We start from the raw sequence: 16,083 nt of genomic DNA, 5'->3' as shown, positions 1-16,083 counted from the left end.
CTTTTGTCAAGGTGAACCGCCCCTAAGCCCGGGAAAGCGTTGCGGTGGCGGCTCCCCTCTGATAAAGTGACCGCTCGTAAGGGAGAACCAAAATGGCCAAGGAAAACAAAAGCCTGGGTGTGGTCGCTGCCATGCCCCAGGAGATTGCGCCGGTGCTGGCGCGCATAAAGGGATACGCCCGGGGCAACATCGACGGGCGCAACCTGTACCGCTTCCCCGTGAACGGCAGCCTGGTCTACCTGATCGAGTCCGGGATGGGACCGGCTCAGGCCGCGGCGGCGACCAGGGCGCTGATCCGGCACGCGGCCCCGGGCGCCATCCTCAATTTCGGTTTCGGCGGCGCCGTCCTGGCCGGCCTGGAGGTCGGCGAACTGGTGCTGGCGGACCGGGTCTTCCGTCTGGACCAGGAGGGCCTGGGTGAACTCCCGCAGCCCGACGCCGCCCTGGCGTCCCTGGTGCAGGACTACAGTGCCAAGGTCGGGGTGCAGTTGCGGCGCGGAGGTTTCATCACCGCCTGCGGCATCAGGAACAAGACCGAGATGGCGAGCCGTCTGGGGGGGAGCACGCCGCTGCCGCTGCTCGAAATGGAGACGGCGGCGGTACTGGAACAGGCACAGTCTGCGGGGATACCGCTGGTGGCGATCCGGGGGGTGAGCGACGCGGCCGACGAGGAACTCGGGTTTGCCATCGAGGAATTCTGCGATGCCGACCTGCACCTGGTCCCCTGGCGGGTGGCCTGGACCATCGCAAAGCGGCCGTACTTGATTCCACAATTGATCAGGCTGGCGGGGAACTCACGCAGGGCGGGGAAACGGCTGGCGCTGGCCGTCGAGCTCGCGCTGCAGGCGCTGACCCGGCAGCCCCAGCCCTAGTCGAAGCTCTCGGAGAAACGGGCGGCGATCTCCCCTTTCAAATAGGCGTCCGCCTCGGCGGCGGTGGCAAAGCTCAGGGCCTTCCGGGCCACCTCGCGCGCCTCCTGCACGGTGCAGCGACGCAGGATCTTCTTGACCCGCGGGATGGAGACCGCGTTCATGGACAGCTCGTCGTAACCAAGCCCCAGGAGGATGGGGAGGTACTCCGGGTCCGCGGCCATCTCGCCGCAGATGGAGGCCTCGATCCCGGCATTGTGGGCTGCGTCGACGATGGTCTTCAGCGAGCGGAGCACGGCCGGGTGCAGCGGCTGGAACAGCGAGGAGAGGTGCTCGTTGGTGCGGTCGATGGCCAGCGTGTACTGGATCAGGTCGTTGGTGCCGACGCTGAAGAAGTCGACCTCCGCCGCCAGGAGGTCGGCGATGACCACGGCGGACGGAATCTCGATCATGATGCCCACCTGCACCTTCTCGTCGAAAGCGTGCTTGCCGCGCAACTCCTCCTTCACCTCATCCAGGATCGCCTTGGCGGCCCGCACCTCGGCCACGCCGGATACCATGGGGAAGAAGAGCTTCACCTCCCCGAAGGCGCTCGCCCTCAGGATGGCGCGCAGCTGCGCCTTGAAGGCCTCGGGCTGGCGCAACGAGAGGCGGATCGCCCGCACCCCCAGCGCCGGGTTCATCTCGTCGGAAAGGTCCAGGTCGGTGAGGCACTTGTCGCCGCCGATGTCGAGGGTCCTGATGGTCACCGGCTGCGGCGCCATTTTCTTCACCAGCGCCGAGTAGGCCTCGAACTGCTCCTCTTCGGTGGGGAGCTTGCTGCGGTTGAAAAAGAGCATCTCGGTGCGGTACAGGCCGATCCCCTCGCCGCCGTGCTTGTGCACCGAGGCGACCTCCTCGATGAACTCCACGTTCCCCTTGAGGCGCATGCGGTGCCCGTCCAGGGTCTGGGCCGGCAGGTCGCGCAGCTTCAGCAGCTCCCGCTCCACGTACTCGTAGCGCTGCTTCTTCTGCAGGTACTCCCTGAATTCCTCCGCCCCGGGGTTGACGATGACCACGCCGGTGGCGCCGTCGATGATCAGGGTGTCCCCTTCGCGGACCTCAGCCGTGACGCGCTCCAACCCCACCACCGCGGGGACCTCGAAGGCCCGCGCCAGGATGGAGGAATGGGAGGTCTTCCCCCCGAGGTCGGTGATGAAGCCCATCACCTTGTTCTTGTCGATCTGCAGGATGTCGGCCGGGGAGAGGTCGTGGGCCACCACGATCACCTTCCCCTCGATGTTGTCCAGGGGCTCCTGTTTCTGCCCCACCATGTGCCGCAGCACGCGTTCGACCACGGTCTCGACGTCGCTGCCGCGCTCACGCAGGTACTCGTCGTCCACCCCGTCGAAGAAGGCCTTGAAGCGCCCCAGGGTCCTTTTCAACGCCCCCTCGGCGTTGATGCCGAGCCGCTCGATGTACTGCGTGGTCTCGCCGACCAGCATGGTGTCGTCCAGGAGCATCAGGTGGGCGTCGATGACGCAGAGGTGCTCGGGACCGTGGGTGGCGGTGAGTTGCTCACGCAGGGCGAACAGTTCCCCCTTGGCGCGCTCGATGGCCCTGGTGAACCGGTCCAGTTCCCCCGGGATCTCCTCGTTGGCCACCAGCACCTCGGTCACTGCCACCCGGCGCCGGTCGGTGATGCGGACCTGGCCGATGGCGATCCCGGCGGAGGCGCCGATCCCGTTCAGCTGTCTCGACTCACTCTTCTCCGAATCCATTCCGGATCAGCTCCCCGATTGCGGCGTAGGCCTCGACCTCGTCCGCACCTTCGACCTTGAGGGTGATGGTGCTCCCCTTGGCCGCCGCCAGCATCATGATCCCCATGATGCTCTTGCCGTTCACCTCGACCCCCTCGCGCTCGATCCTGATCTCGGAGGAGAAACCGCTGGAGGTCTTCACCAGGAGCGCGCTGGCCCGGGCGTGCAGCCCCAGCTTGTTCGGTATTACGAATTCGCCTTCTATCATATGTGCACTTACCCGCCTTCGCCAAGGCTTCGGCGGGTAAACCCTCCCTTTGTTACTTTTTCAGGGGCTTCGCCAAGGCTTCGGCGGGTAAACCCTCCCTTTGTTACTTTTTCAGGGTCTTCGCCAAGGCTTCGGCGGGTAAACCCTCCTTTTGCTTACTTTTTCAAAAAGTCGCCGGCTACCGTGATCCCTTCCTGCGCGCTCTCCTTGAGCTTCAGGGCCAGTTCCGCGACGCCGCAGCGGTTGCGCTCCTGGGTGAAGCGGATCAGCATCGGGAGGTTCACCCCGGTCAGCACCTCGACCTTCCCTTCCTGCAGAAAGGAGATGCTCATGTTGGACGGGGTGCCGCCGAACATGTCGGTCATGATGATGGCCCCGTCGCCGGAAACGCGCGCCACGGCCTCCTTGATGGCGTTCATGACGTCCGCGGCCGATGCGTCGTGAGCGATCCCCACGGCCTCGGCCAGTTCCAGCTTTCCTACTATCATCTCCGCCGCGGTCAAAAGCTCGTTGGCCACGCCGGCGTGTGCTACCAAAAGCAGTCCTATCATCCCAGCCCCTTCTCTATATCCCTGTGGGAAATTTTTATGTTCACGTTCCGCTGCCGGAAGTAGTGGTACAGCTCTTCTGCGATGGCCACCGAGCGGTGCCTGCCGCCGGTGCAGCCGATGGAAACCGAGAGGTAGGACTTCCCTTCCCTGCGGTACCCCGGCAGCAGGAACTCCAGCATGTCCCGGAAACGTTCCAGGAACACGACGGTCTCCTTCTGCTTGAGGACGTAATCGCGCACCCCCGGTTCCAGGCCCGAGTAGTGGCGCAGCTCGGGCACGAAGTACGGGTTGGGGAGAAAGCGCACGTCCATGACCAGGTCGCTCTCCAGGGGGAGCCCGTAGCGGAAGCCGAAGGACTGCAGGTTCACCTGCATCTCCAGGGCCCCCTCGCCCCCCTTGACCAGCCCGATCACCACCTCCTTGAGACGGTGCACGTTCATCTCCGAGGTGTCGATGATGGCGGTGGCGATGCGCCTGAGGCCCGCCAGCTGGTCGCGCTCGAAGCGGATCCCCTCCGGAACGCTCGCCCCTTCCAGCGCGGGATGGCGGCGGCGGGTCTCGGAGAAGCGCCGGATCAGCACCTCGTCGGTGGCGTCGAAGTAGAAGATCTTGACGCTGTGCCCGGCCGAGGCGATGGCCTGGAACACCTGGTCGTACCCTTTTATGAAGTCGCGGCTCCTGATGTCCATGACCAGGGCCACGTCCTTGATGTCCTCGCGGGAGTGCTCCACCAGTTCGATGAAGGTGCTCACCAGGGAGACCGGCAGGTTGTCCAGGCAGAAGAAGCCTTCGTCCTCCAGCGCCTTCACCGCCGTCGATTTTCCCGAGCCGGACAGGCCGGTTATGATGACGATGCGCATGCTATTCCACCTCGTTGCCCAGGGGACGGAACTCCAGGCGGGCCAGGAGCTTCTCGTGGAACTCGCGGGCTGAATGGTATCCCATCCCCTTCAGCAGGAAGTTCCTGGCGGCCACCTCGATGATCGAGGTCAGGTTCCGGCCCGGGCGGACCGGTATCTTCACGTGCGGCAGGTCCACGCCCAGGATGGTCTTGACCGGTTCGTCGATCCCCAGCCGCTCGTATTCCTGGTTCGCGTCCCACTCCATGAGCTCCAGGACCATGTCGATGATCTTCTTCTCTCGGATGGAGGAGACCCCGTACAGGTCCTTGATGTTGATGATGCCCAGGCCGCGGATCTCCATGTGGTACTGGATGGTCTCCCCCGCCTGTCCCACCAGCGCCGCCGGCATCTTCTTCTTGATGTGGATCACGTCGTCGGCCACCAGGCGGTGCCCGCGGATGACGAGGTCGAGTGCGCACTCGCTCTTGCCGATGCCGCTCTTGCCCAGAAGGAGCACCCCCACGCCGAGGACGTCGACCAGCACGCCGTGGATATGGGTCGAGGGGAGCAGGCTCTCTTCGAGGAACTTCGTGATCAGGCTGATGAAGGTGGAGGACTGGTGGTGGGTCACCAGAAGCGGGATGCCGGCTGCCTGGGCGCTGCGCTTCAGGAACTCGGGGGGATCCAGCCCCTTGGTGACGATGAAGCAGGCGATGGGGTAGCTGCACAGCTTCTCGATGTGCCGTGCGCCCACCTCTTCGGGGATCTGGCTTAAGTAGGAGATCTCGGTGTTGCCCAGCACCTGGACCCGGTCCGGATGCAGGTGCTCCGTGTAGCCGGTGAGGGCCAGGCCCGGCTTCTGGATGCGGGAGGAGTAGAGCCGGTTGGAGAGGCCCTCTTCACCGCACAGCAGCTGCAGGTCCAGGCCGTACGCCTTGTCTTCCAACAGGTCCTTGATGCTGAGGCTCATGCTTGTCAATGCTGCGACCTTTCCCCCGTGCACGCGAACAGCCCCAGAAGGGGCCGTTATCGCGATGGGAGGCGCCACGGGGACGCCTCCCATCCGCTTTTTCAACCCGGGACTGGGGCTCCGGGTTCTTTTTTCAGCTCAAAAGAGCGTTACGGGTTCTCCGGGGAGATCAGGCCGTAGTTGCCGTCTTTCCTGCGATACACCACGTTGATGGTTTCGGTGGAGGACTCGGTGTAGACCAGGAAGTCCTTGTGCAGCAGTTCCATCTGCATCACCGCTTCCTCGACGGACATCGGTTTCATGGTGAAGCTCTTGGTCTTGATGATGACCGGCGCCTGGGTCCCTTCCTCGATCCCCTGGGCCTGGACGATCGCCTTCTGCACCTGGCGCTCGCGTGCGTCGGAGGCCGGCTTGTGGGCCTTGATGCGCTCCTTGAAGCGGCGCAGCTGGCGCTCGATCTTGTCGGATACGGCGTCGATGGAGGCGTACATGTCGTTGGTCTCTTCCGCGGCCTTGATGGTGATCCCCTTGGCGTTGATGGTCACTTCGGCCATGTGACGGATCTTCTCAACGGTCAAAAATACCTGGACGACAATCGGCTCGTCTATATATTTCTTAACCCGGTCCAGCTTCTCCTCTGCGTAGCTCTTCAGCGCTTCGCTCGGTTCCATGTGCCTGAAAGTCGTGGTTATCTGCATACGAAGTACCTCCCTTTATTGTCAATACACGCGAAGCGCCCGCCCGTGGGCGGTGTCCGCGTTTAGAAATGCTTCTTGCGCTCCGAGGACGAGCCGATGCGGAGCATCTCGCGGTACTTGGTGACGGTGCGCCGCGCGATGACGATGTTGTGGTCGGAGAGGAGCTCCGCCAGGCGCTGGTCCGAGTAGGGGCGCTTGGGATCCTCGTTGTCCACCAGATCCTTGATCTTGCTCTTGACGCTCTCGGAGGCGATGAAATCCCCCTCGCCGGTGGAGATCCCCGAGTTGAAGAAGTACTTCAGCTCGAAGAGCCCCTGGGGGGTCTGCATGTACTTGTTGGTGGTGACGCGGCTGATGGTGGACTCGTGCATGCCGATGTCCTCGGCGATGTCGCGCAGCACCAGCGGGCGCAGGTGCTCGATGCCGCGGTCCAGGAAGTCGCGCTGGAACTTGACGATGCTTTTCGCCACCTTGAAGATGGTGCGCTGGCGCTGCTGGATGCTCTTGATGAGCCAGATGGCCGAGCGCATCTTCTCGCCGATGTAATCCTCGGCCACCTTGTCCACCTGGCGGGTGCTCTTGGTGTCGGGGGCGTAGATCGGGTTGATCCTCAGGTTGGGCATCCCCTCGTCGTTGAGCATCACCACGTACTCGTCGCCCACCTTGTGCACGAAGATGTCGGCGGAGATGTACTGCACGTCGTCGCTGCCGAAGACCCGGCCCGGCTTGGGGTCGAGCTCGGCGATGATGCGGGTGGCAGCCAGGATGTCGTTCACGTCCACCCCGAGCACCTTGGCCGCCTGCTTGTACTTGTGGCTCTCCAGGTCCTTCAGGTGGTCGCGCAGGAGCGCCTCGACCAGGCTCCCGGACATGCCCAGGCTCGCCACCTGGATCAGCAGGCACTCGCGCAGGTCACGGGCGCCCACGCCGACCGGGTCGAACTCCTGGATCCGCTTCAGGACCCCCTCGACCAGCGGCGTCAGCACGCTCTCGGCGAAACCGTCGGCCGCCTCGGCGCTCTGCTCTTCGGGGGCGTCGGCGGCAAGCCCGGCCCACTCCAGGGCCTCTTCGCGGAAGGGGCTCACCTGGACGCAGGCCGAGGCGATGTCCTCCAGCGTTGCGCGCAGGTAGCCGTCCTCGTCGATGTTGCCGATGATCTCGGCCCCGACCGCCATCTCGCGCTCGGTGAGACGGGTGAGGCTCAGCTGCCAGAGCAGGTGGTCGAACAGGGTGGATTTCTTGGTAAGGAGGTTTTCAAAGGAGGGGCGGTCCTCGTCGTCGTAGTACTGCTCGCCGGAACTGTAGTTGTAGCCGTCGATGTAGGAATCCCAGTCGGTGTCCCGGGTCTCTTCGCCGGCACGGACCTCCTGGAAGTCGCTGGCGGCGGTCTCCGGCTCCGCTTCCTTCTCGCGCAGTTCGAGCTGTTCGGGCTCGCGGATCTCCTCCTGTTCGATCACCTCGTCCAGGATGGGATTTTCCTCCAGTTCCTGCCGCACTACGTCCTGCAACTCCAGCCGGGAGAGCTGAAGCAGCTTGATGGCCTGCTGCAACTGGGGGGTCATCACCAGTTGCTGACTCATTTTCATCTGCTGGCGCATCTCAATTGCCATAAGTCCTCACAAACCCTTGAAAACCAACTTGAAAACCGTTCTACGTTCTACGTTCTATGTTCTACGTTGAAAACCGGGAACCTGTTGATCAACCGTGTAATTGACGAGGTTGCGTGCTGTGTGAGAAATGAACTTTCTGATGTTCATGGAGCTGCTGTTCTCTTTGTTCTCATTATAGCGCAAGCCACGAACTTTGGCGACTGGTGGTTTGCATTTTAACGTAGAACGTAGAACCTAGAACATAGAACGTCTTTTTTCTTTACAGCCTGAACTTGTCTCCCAGATAGATCTCCCGCGCCTTTTTGCTCTGGGAAATCTGGACCGGATCGCCCACCTCGAGCACCTCGCCGGCGTTCATGATGTAGGCCTTGTCGCAGACCCCGAGGGTCTCGCGCACGTTGTGGTCGGAGATCAGCACCCCCAGCCCCTTCTCCTTCAGTGCACGGATGATGTTCTGAATGTCGATCACCGCGATCGGGTCGATGCCGGCGAAGGGCTCGTCCAGCAGGATGAAGCTCGGGTCGGTGGCCAGGGCCCGGGCGATCTCGACGCGGCGCCTTTCCCCGCCGGAAAGGGCGTAGCCGCGGCTCCCGGCGATGTGCTCGACGCGGAATTCGGCCAGCAGCTCCTCCACCCGCTCCCTGCGCCGCACCGGCTCCAGCTCCATGGTCTCCAGCACGGCCAGGAGGTTCTCCCTCACGGTGAGGCGGCGGAACACCGACGGTTCCTGCGGCAGGTAACTGATGCCGCGGCGCGCCCTCTGGTACATGGGGAGCCCCGTGATCGGTTCGTCGTTCAGGAAGACCTGCCCCAGGTCGGGACGGGTCAACCCCACCACCATGTAGAAGGTGGTGGTCTTGCCGGCGCCGTTGGGGCCGAGGAGGCCAATCACCTCGCCCGAGGAGATCTCCAGGTCCACCCCCTTCACCACCATGCGCTTGTTGTAACCCTTCTGAAGCCCCTTGGTGTAGAGGGTGCTACGGCTTGGCACCGACATTCTTTCCTCCCGGATGGATGACCGCTTCCACCCGTTCCTTCGGGCCGCTGGTAACCACGCTCTTCTGCTCGTTGACGTAGTAGGTGATGATCCTGCCGGTCACCACGTCCTCGCCCGAGACCACCTTGGGGTTGCCGTCCAGGATGATGCGCGCCAGCTTGGGATCGTAGACCCCGTGGGCGCCTGTCGCCTGGCGCTCTTCCTGCACGATGCGCACGTTGCCGAACGCCTCGACCTGCGACACCTCGTTGTTGGGGCCGTTGTAGCTGACCACCAGACGGTCCGTGTACAGGGTCATGTCACCCTGGCGGGCGACCACCTTCCCCTCGAAGATTGCCGTCTTCTTCTCGTTATCGGTATTGAGCGTGTCCGACTTTATCTTTAAAGGCTCTTTATTGTTCGAGCCCTGCGCGGCGTAGCCCGCCGTCGCCAGGGCAAGCAACAGAGCAAGACAGGAGACCATACGGCGCATCACTTCCCCCCCTGCCGGTACACGGCGCTTACATCCTTCAACAACCTGAACTTCCGAGTCTGCGTGTAGTACTCCATACCTGTCCCTTCCAACTCGCTTCCGATGTCCGTCAACCTTACCCGCTCCGATGTCTGCAGCATGCTGCGCGCCGCGACGTAGTTGACGCGGGGGGCCGAGAACCCGTACCCCTTGCTGCTTTTCCCCTGCACGTTGCCGACCAGGGCGATGTCCCGGGTCCCGTTGCGGTACTCGCCGCGGTCGGCCGTTATCACCAACTCGCCGAGCCCTCCCGCCCCATGCACCACCATGCGGACGCGGGAGAGGTAGGAGATGTCGGCCTGCTTGTTATAGTCGGCCCGCTCGGCGCTGAGCTCCCAGCGTTTGATGCCCTGTTTGGTTTCCGTGTAATGGAAATTTTGCAGGGAAACATCCACCTGGAGCGGAAGCTTGCGCACCGACAGCTTCGGGGCCACTTCCTGCTGCATACGGAAGACTATGGTGGCAATCACCAACAGGGAGGCAACAACTGCCAGGATGCCGAGGAATCGCTTGAAATTATTGAAGTTATGCATGATTTCGCTGGAAGTATAGCATCTAAGAATTTCACTGTAAAGCGCATTTTGGTGCAGTTCTAAAATTTTGGCACAAAGATTGAAGAAGGCGCAAAACCATGGTTGACACAGTTATTCATGAGAATTCGGCAGCTTAAATGCGCCGCCGGTTCCCGGCTGTAAACGGGACCGGCGGCGCGAGGAGGTGTCGGGAAAGGAAACGGAATCAGCAGCGGTTGGCGAGGTACCAGGCGTAGGTGTCTCTGAGCCCCTGGTCGAGCTCGATCTTATGGCGCCACCCCAGCTCGTGGATGCGGCTCACGTCGCTGAGCTTTCTGGGGGTGCCGTCGGGCTTGGAGGTGTCGAAGAGGACCTCTCCGGCAAAGCCGACCACCGCCGCTATCCTGCGGGCCAGGTCCGCGATGGTGAGCTCCTGCCCGCTGCCGACGTTGACCGGGTCCCACCCCTCGTACTGCTGCATCAGGAAGAAGGCGGCGCCGGCGACGTCGTCCACATGGACGAATTCGCGGTACGGGGTGCCGGTGCCCCAGATGGTGACGTTTTCCGCCCCGGCCTCCTTGGCCTCGTGGAACCTGCGGATCAGGGCGGGGAGGACGTGCGACGTGGTGAGATCGAAGTTGTCGTTGGGGCCGTAGAGGTTGGTGGGCATGGCGCTGATGAAGCGGGTCCCGTACTGGCGGTTGTAGGACTGGCACATCTTGATGCCGGCGATCTTGGCGATGGCGTAGGGCTCGTTGGTCGGCTCCAGCGGGCCGGTGAGCAGCGCCTCCTCCTTGATCGGCTGCGGCGCGAGCTTGGGGTAGATGCAGGTGGACCCCAGGAGTAGCAGCTTCTTAACGCCGACAAGGTAGCTCGAATGCAGCACGTTGCTCTGGATCATCAGGTTGTCGTAGATGAAGTCGGCGGGGAAGCTGTTGTTGGCGACGATGCCCCCCACCTTGGCCGCAGCTAAGAAAACGTACTCCGGGCGCTCGGCCTCGAAAAAGGCCCTGGTCGCCGCCTGGTCGCGCAGGTCGAGCTCGGAGCTCTTGCGCAGCACCAGGTTCCGGTACCCCTGGCGCTCCAGCTCCCGCACCAGGGCCGAGCCGACCAGGCCGCGGTGCCCGGCCACGAAGATCTTGGCGTTATTTTCCATCGGCTCTCAGCTCCCGTTCGGCGGTGGCCATATCAGCCTCGGTCATCATCTTGACCAGCTGCGCGAAGCTCGTCTTCGGCTCCCAGCCGAGCTCGCGCCGGGCCTTGGTGGCGTCCCCCAAAAGGAGGTCGACCTCCGCGGGACGGAAGTAGCGCGGGTCGATCTCGATCAGCACCTTCCCCGTTTTGACGTCGATCCCCTGCTCCTGCTCCCCCTTCCCTTGCCAGGAGAGCTCCATGCCCAGACTGCCGAACACCTGCTCGGCGAACTCCCTGACGCTGTGGGTCTCGCCGGTCGCCACCACGTAGTCGTCGGGGCGGTCCGCCTGGAGCATGCGCCACATGGCCTCGACGTAATCGCCGGCAAAGCCCCAGTCCCTCTTGGCGTCGAGGTTGCCCAGGTAGAGCCGGTCCTGCAGCCCAAGCTTCATGCGCGCGGCGGCGCGGGTGATCTTCCTGGTCACGAAGGTCTCGCCGCGGCGCGGGGACTCGTGGTTGAAGAGGATGCCGTTGCAGGCGAACATGTTGTAGCTTTCCCGGTAGTTCACCGTGATGTAGAAGGCATAGGCCTTGGCGCAGGCGTACGGGGAGCGGGGATAGAAGGGGGTCGTCTCCCGCTGGGGGGTCTCCAGCACCTTGCCGTACAGTTCGGAAGAGGAGGCCTGGTAGAAGCGGGTCGTGATCCCCGCCTCCTGGATCCCCTCCAGGATGCGCACCGCCCCCAGGGCGTCCACCTCGCCGGTGTACTCCGGGACGTCGAAGGAGACGCGGACGTGGCTCTGGGCGCCCAGGTTGTAGATCTCGTCGGGATGGATCTCCCGCAGCAGGCGGTTGATGGAGCTGGCGTCGTTCAGGTCGCCGTAATGGAGGAACAGACGCGTGTCCGCCTCGTGCGGGTCGCGGTAGATGTGGTCGATGCGGCCGGTGTTGAAGGAGGAGGAGCGGCGGATCATGCCGTGCACCTCGTACCCCTTGGAAAGCAGGAGTTCCGCGAGGTAGGAGCCGTCCTGGCCGGTAATGCCGGTGATAAATGCCTTCTTCATGAGGCCTCCATTAAATTTGATCCAATAATGAATAGCATGCGGCGGCGGTATGGCAACCGGGGGCGCCGAAAGTTTATTTGGAAGAGAGGATCTTGTCGATGATGCGGCTGGTGGAACGGCCGTCGACGAACTCGATCAGCTCGACCCGTCCCCCCATCGATTCGACCAGTTCGCGCCCCACCACCTGGTCGATGCTGTAGTCCCCCCCCTTGACCAGGATGGACGGGCGCAGCGCTTCGATGAGCCTGAGCGGGGTGTCCTCGTCGAAGAGCGCCACGTAGTCCACGCACCCCAGGGCCGCCAGGATGTGGGCCCGTTCCGTCTCCTCGATGAGCGGCCTCCCCTCCCCCTTGAGCCGGCGCACCGAGTCGTCGGTGTTGAGCCCCACCACCAGGAGGTCGCCCAACTCCCGCGCCTTCTGCAGGTACTTCACGTGCCCCACGTGCAAGAGGTCAAAGCAGCCGTTAGTGAAGACCACCTTTTTACCGCGGGCGCGCTCCCGGGCCACCAGGTGGGCCAGGACGTCGAGGTTCTTGATCTTCGAGTCGCTGTCGCGCAGGGAGTGCCCGACCTCCGCGATGATCTCGCGCGGCGAGACCGTGGAGGTGCCCAGCTTGCCGACCACGATGCCGGCGGCCACGTTGGCCACCCAGGCTGCGTCCGCCAGGGTGAGCCCGCAGGCAAGCCCCAGGGAGAGGACCGAGATCACGGTATCGCCGGCGCCGGTGACGTCGAACACCTCGCGGGCCACGGTCGGGATGTGCACCGCCTCCCCCTGTGCCGGGAAGAGCGACATGCCCGCCTCGCTGCGGGTGATGAGGAGCGCGTCCAGTTCCAGGTTGGAGAGGATCTTGCCGGCCGCCACTTCCAGGGAGGCCTGGTCGGTGATGGCGGTCCCCGAGGCGACCTCCGCCTCCTTGCGGTTGGGGGTGAGCACCGTGGCGCCGCGGTACTTGGCGAAGTCATCCCCCTTGGGGTCGACCACCACCGGCACGCCCAGTTCGCGCCCCTTGCGGCAGAGCGCGTCGAGCAGCGCCGGGGTCAGCACGCCCTTCAGGTAGTCCGAGACCACCACCACGTCGAACTCGGAGAGACGGGTGAGGAGGTAATCGAGCAGCGCCTTTTCGCTGGCGGCGCCGATCGAGGAGCGCATCTCCCGATCGATGCGGACGATCTGCTGGTTGGCCGCGATGACGCGCGTCTTCTTGCTGGTGGTGCGCTGCGGGTCCTCGACCAGGCCGTCCACCCCGGCGCCCTTCTCCACCAGGGCGTGGCGCAGGAGTTGGCCGTCTTCGTCCGTGCCGATGACCGAGCCAACCGAGACCCGGCAGCCGAGGGCGGCGAGGTTATTGACCACGTTGCCCGCGCCCCCCAGGCGCAGGTCCTCGCGCGCCACCTCGACCACCTGTACCGGCGCCTCCGGCGAGATCCGTTCCGCCCGCCCCCACAGGTATTCGTCCAGCATCAGGTCGCCCACCACCAGGGCGCGCACGGTGGCGGCGCGTTCGAAAAGGGATTCTACTTCTCTACGATCCATGCAGTCTCCTAAAGCCGTTCAACGTTCAACGTTCAATGTTCAATCGGCATCTCTGGCTAAAGTTTTACTGCAAAATACGTTGTACCATTGAAAAACCGGCAATGCCAATCCTAGGCCTTGCGCTGGCTGCTCTTCAAGAACCTGATGAACCCGTTTAGGATATTGCTTATTCTGTTGCAGCGCTTCATCACTGCCTCGAAGTTCTTTTGATCAAGATCTCCGATGTCGAGTCCGGCATACGCTAGGCTTTTGACTTCTGAGAGAGAGCCACGAGAGATAATGAGATATTGAACAAACTCTTTGTTACTGCCTCGATCAAAGCCTTCTGCAATGTTGGACATCACCGAAACGGCAGCTCTTTGAATCTGGTCGCGAAATCCGTAGTCCCTGCACCCGCCAAGATGCAGATAGATTTCGCGTACCAACAGCCGTGCTTCTTTCCACGAATCAACATCTTCGAACCGCTGTATTCTCACGTCGCCACCTCCGGTACAGGTAAAGCAGTGTAGAAGTTAACGTCGAACGTTGAACATTGAACGGCTTAGATTCTATCCAAAATGCCTGCCGCCAACAGCGGCAGCATGATCTCGTGGTGGCCGGTGACGGTGTACCCGCGGCTGGCGCCGGAGGTGGGGCGCTTGACGACGTTGACCAACGGCCGGTAATGCTGCTGCATGTCGAAATTGGCGGTGGTGAACCGGTCGACGTGGTGCCCCAGGTTCTGCGCTATGGAAAGGGCCTTCAGGAACACTTCGGGCAACAATACCGCGCTGCCGATGTTGAGATAGACGCCGCCGTCACCGAGCTCGGAGACGACTGAGGTGAAGATCTGGAAGTCGGTGAAACTGGCGGCCCCGAACACGGCGCCGTCGGCGGAGGGATGCTGATGGGTGATGTCGGTGCCTATGGCGACATGCACGGTGACCGGGATCCCCTTCTGCACGCACGCGGCCATCAGGCTCTGCTCGCGATAGGGCAACTCGCGCTCCAGGATCATCCGCCCCAATGACTCGCCGTGCCCGAGCCCCTGCGCGACCCCCTGCTTCAGCGCCTCGTTGATCTGGGCGCCGGTCTCCTCGGCCATGCCGAAGCTGCCGGCGTGGAGCACGGCTCCGACGTCCTCGCTGGTGGCGCCGATGAGGGCGATCTCGAAGTCATGGATGGAACCGGAGCCGTTCAGCGCCACGGCGGTGATCACGTCGGCATCGATGAGGGATTTGAGCACCGGTTGCAGGCCGCACTTGATGACGTGCCCCCCCATGGCCATGACCACGGGCTTCCCCTTGGCGCGGGCGGCAACGACGGCATCGATGACGCCGTTCAATGCCTGCGAGCCGAGTTGGTCGGGCATGGCGGCCAGGAGCTCGGCTACGGTCATGCCGGACCTGACCGGTTTGGCGAAGTGCTCCTGCACGTTCATCTTGTTTTTACGGGATGCTATCGGGTAGGTGCTGACACCAGAAAAATCGAGTGGCCGGTATTTCACAGCGATCCTTTCTGCAGCTTTTTGGCGGTAGAACTGCGTGGAGACGGATGAGCTACTGCGTTTGCACCAGAGACGTCCATATCCCCTCTCCCTCCGGGAGAGGGTTAGGGTGAGGGCATGCCAGCTTCAAAAAGCCCTCACCCGCCCTCCGGGCACCCTCTCCCGGAGGGAGAGGGAACCTGAAAGCGTGCTGACAGGGTAACGAAAGCAAGGGGGACAGGCACCTGGCGGAGCCAGTCCCCTTCAGCGGAACAAGTCCCCTCTAGGGTTAGAGCCGGTAGAACTCGCGGTACCAGGCGACGAAGCGGCTGATGCCGTCCTCGATGGAGGTGGCGGGACGGAAGCCGACATCCCGCATCAGGTCGTCGACGTCGGCATAGGTGGCCGGAACGTCGCCGGCCTGGATCGGGAGCAGGTTCTTCTGCGCTTCCTTGCCCAGGGCCTTTTCCAGCACCTCGATGAAGCGCAGCAGCTCAACCGGGTTGTTGTTGCCGATGTTGTAGATCTTGTACGGGGCGTAGCTGGTGCCCGGGTCGGGGTGGGCGCCGCTCCAGGTGGAGTCTTTTGCCGGCACGTTGTCGATGACGCGGGTGACCCCTTCGACGATGTCGTCGATGAAGGTGAAGTCGCGCTGCATCTTGCCGTAGTTGAAGACGTCGATGGGGCGCCCTTCGAGGATCGCCTTGGTGAACAAAAAGAGCGCCATGTCCGGGCGCCCCCACGGCCCGTAGACGGTGAAGAAGCGCAGGCCGGTGGTGGGGATGCCGTAGAGGCTCGAATAGGTGTGGGCCATCAGCTCGTTGGCCTTCTTGGTGGCGGCGTAGAGCGAGACCGGATGGTCGACGTTGTGATGCACGGAGAAGGGCATGGCGGTGTTGGCGCCGTACACCGAACTGGAGGAGGCGTACACCAGGTGCTTGACCCCGTGGTGGCGGCACCCCTCCAGGATGTTCATGAAACCGGAGAGGTTGCTATCCACGTAGGCGTAGGGGTTGATCAGGGAGTAGCGCACCCCGGCCTGGGCGGCGAGGTTGACGACGACCTCGAACTGCTCGCGCTCGAACAGTGAGGCCATGCCCTCCCGGTCGGAGAGTTCCATCTTGACGAAGCGGAAGCCGGGGGTCTCTTCGAGCTGCTTCAGGCGTCCGTACTTCAGGTTGACATCGTAGTAGTCGTTCAGGTTGTCCAGGCCGACCACTTCGACGCCGGCGGCCAAAAGTCTCTTGCTCAGGTGAAAGCCGATGAAACCGGCGGCACCGGTAACCAGCATCTTCCTCATGACTCCTCCTATGCCG

At 63.0% G+C, this 16,083-nt stretch carries 17 protein-coding genes; 1 reads left to right on the top strand and 16 read right to left on the bottom strand.

The features are described 5' to 3' along the window. The first annotated feature begins 92 nt into the window (after positions 1–92). The gene (locus tag H7687_RS17435) at positions 93–872 is read left to right on the top strand and encodes a phosphorylase family protein (protein ID WP_183349779.1); all 780 of its coding nucleotides are present in this window, start codon (positions 93–95) and stop codon (positions 870–872) included. Here H7687_RS17435 and ptsP read toward each other — a convergent pair. The 16 genes from ptsP to H7687_RS17355 all read right to left on the bottom strand — a co-directional run bounded on the left by ptsP (position 869) and on the right by H7687_RS17355 (position 16,067). Next, positions 869–2,629 carry a phosphoenolpyruvate--protein phosphotransferase gene (gene ptsP / locus H7687_RS17430; RefSeq protein WP_183349777.1) on the bottom strand — a complete coding sequence of 587 codons (1,761 nt, stop codon included), beginning with the start codon at positions 2,627–2,629 and terminating at the stop codon, positions 869–871. The genes H7687_RS17435 and ptsP overlap by 4 nt on opposite strands. Next, positions 2,610–2,876: an HPr family phosphocarrier protein gene (locus tag H7687_RS17425; RefSeq protein WP_183349776.1), complete on the bottom strand. Its 267-nt coding sequence runs from the start codon at positions 2,874–2,876 to the stop codon at positions 2,610–2,612. Before H7687_RS17425 ends, ptsP begins: the two co-directional genes overlap by 20 nt. Positions 2,877–3,031: 155 nt before the next feature. Then, the gene (locus tag H7687_RS17420) at positions 3,032–3,427 is read right to left on the bottom strand and encodes a PTS sugar transporter subunit IIA (protein WP_183349774.1); all 396 of its coding nucleotides are present in this window, start codon (positions 3,425–3,427) and stop codon (positions 3,032–3,034) included. After that, positions 3,424–4,287 carry an RNase adapter RapZ gene (rapZ, locus tag H7687_RS17415; RefSeq protein ID WP_183349772.1) on the bottom strand — a complete coding sequence of 288 codons (864 nt, stop codon included), beginning with the start codon at positions 4,285–4,287 and terminating at the stop codon, positions 3,424–3,426. Before rapZ ends, H7687_RS17420 begins: the two co-directional genes overlap by 4 nt. A 1-nt stretch (position 4,288) precedes the next feature. Continuing rightward, on the bottom strand, positions 4,289–5,239 hold the full coding sequence (hprK, locus tag H7687_RS17410; RefSeq protein ID WP_183349771.1) for an HPr(Ser) kinase/phosphatase: 951 nt from the start codon (positions 5,237–5,239) through the stop codon (positions 4,289–4,291). Positions 5,240–5,388: 149 nt separating this feature from the next. Beyond that, positions 5,389–5,937, bottom strand: a complete 549-nt coding sequence (gene hpf / locus H7687_RS17405; RefSeq protein ID WP_183349769.1) for a ribosome hibernation-promoting factor, HPF/YfiA family — start codon at positions 5,935–5,937, stop codon at positions 5,389–5,391. A gap of 62 nt (positions 5,938–5,999) precedes the next feature. Continuing rightward, positions 6,000–7,547 carry an RNA polymerase factor sigma-54 gene (gene rpoN / locus H7687_RS17400; RefSeq protein WP_183349767.1) on the bottom strand — a complete coding sequence of 516 codons (1,548 nt, stop codon included), beginning with the start codon at positions 7,545–7,547 and terminating at the stop codon, positions 6,000–6,002. Positions 7,548–7,806: 259 nt separating this feature from the next. Continuing rightward, entirely contained in the window at positions 7,807–8,544 is a 738-nt protein-coding gene (lptB, locus tag H7687_RS17395; RefSeq protein WP_183349765.1) for an LPS export ABC transporter ATP-binding protein, read from the bottom strand. After that, positions 8,525–9,016 (bottom strand): lipopolysaccharide transport periplasmic protein LptA, encoded by a 492-nt coding sequence (gene lptA / locus H7687_RS17390; protein ID WP_183349763.1) that lies wholly within the window; start codon positions 9,014–9,016, stop codon positions 8,525–8,527. Before lptA ends, lptB begins: the two co-directional genes overlap by 20 nt. Further along, positions 9,016–9,588 (bottom strand): LPS export ABC transporter periplasmic protein LptC, encoded by a 573-nt coding sequence (lptC, locus tag H7687_RS17385; protein ID WP_183349761.1) that lies wholly within the window; start codon positions 9,586–9,588, stop codon positions 9,016–9,018. Before lptC ends, lptA begins: the two co-directional genes overlap by 1 nt. A gap of 205 nt (positions 9,589–9,793) precedes the next feature. Further along, a complete protein-coding gene (gene fcl, locus H7687_RS17380) occupies positions 9,794–10,723 on the bottom strand; it encodes a GDP-L-fucose synthase (RefSeq protein WP_183349759.1) in 930 nt (309 codons plus the stop codon). After that, positions 10,713–11,765: a GDP-mannose 4,6-dehydratase gene (gmd, locus tag H7687_RS17375; RefSeq protein ID WP_183349758.1), complete on the bottom strand. Its 1,053-nt coding sequence runs from the start codon at positions 11,763–11,765 to the stop codon at positions 10,713–10,715. The genes fcl and gmd overlap by 11 nt, the downstream gene beginning before the upstream one ends. A gap of 73 nt (positions 11,766–11,838) precedes the next feature. Beyond that, positions 11,839–13,302: a bifunctional D-glycero-beta-D-manno-heptose-7-phosphate kinase/D-glycero-beta-D-manno-heptose 1-phosphate adenylyltransferase HldE gene (hldE, locus tag H7687_RS17370; RefSeq protein ID WP_183349756.1), complete on the bottom strand. Its 1,464-nt coding sequence runs from the start codon at positions 13,300–13,302 to the stop codon at positions 11,839–11,841. Between the two features lie 110 nt (positions 13,303–13,412). After that, positions 13,413–13,778, bottom strand: coding sequence for a four helix bundle protein (locus H7687_RS17365; RefSeq protein ID WP_183349754.1), 366 nt, complete (start codon positions 13,776–13,778; stop codon positions 13,413–13,415). Between the two features lie 65 nt (positions 13,779–13,843). After that, entirely contained in the window at positions 13,844–14,788 is a 945-nt protein-coding gene (locus tag H7687_RS17360) for a GSU2086 family protein (protein ID WP_183349752.1), read from the bottom strand. 268 nt (positions 14,789–15,056) lie between these two features. After that, a complete protein-coding gene (locus H7687_RS17355; protein WP_183349750.1) occupies positions 15,057–16,067 on the bottom strand; it encodes an NAD-dependent epimerase in 1,011 nt (336 codons plus the stop codon). Between the last annotated feature and the right edge of the window lie 16 nt (positions 16,068–16,083).

The organism is Geomonas paludis (assembly GCF_014193585.1).
GTDB classification, from domain to species: domain Bacteria; phylum Desulfobacterota; class Desulfuromonadia; order Geobacterales; family Geobacteraceae; genus Geomonas; species Geomonas paludis.
The sequence above is the reverse complement of the archived record's forward strand: the minus strand, read 5'-3'. Positions and strand labels throughout refer to the sequence as shown.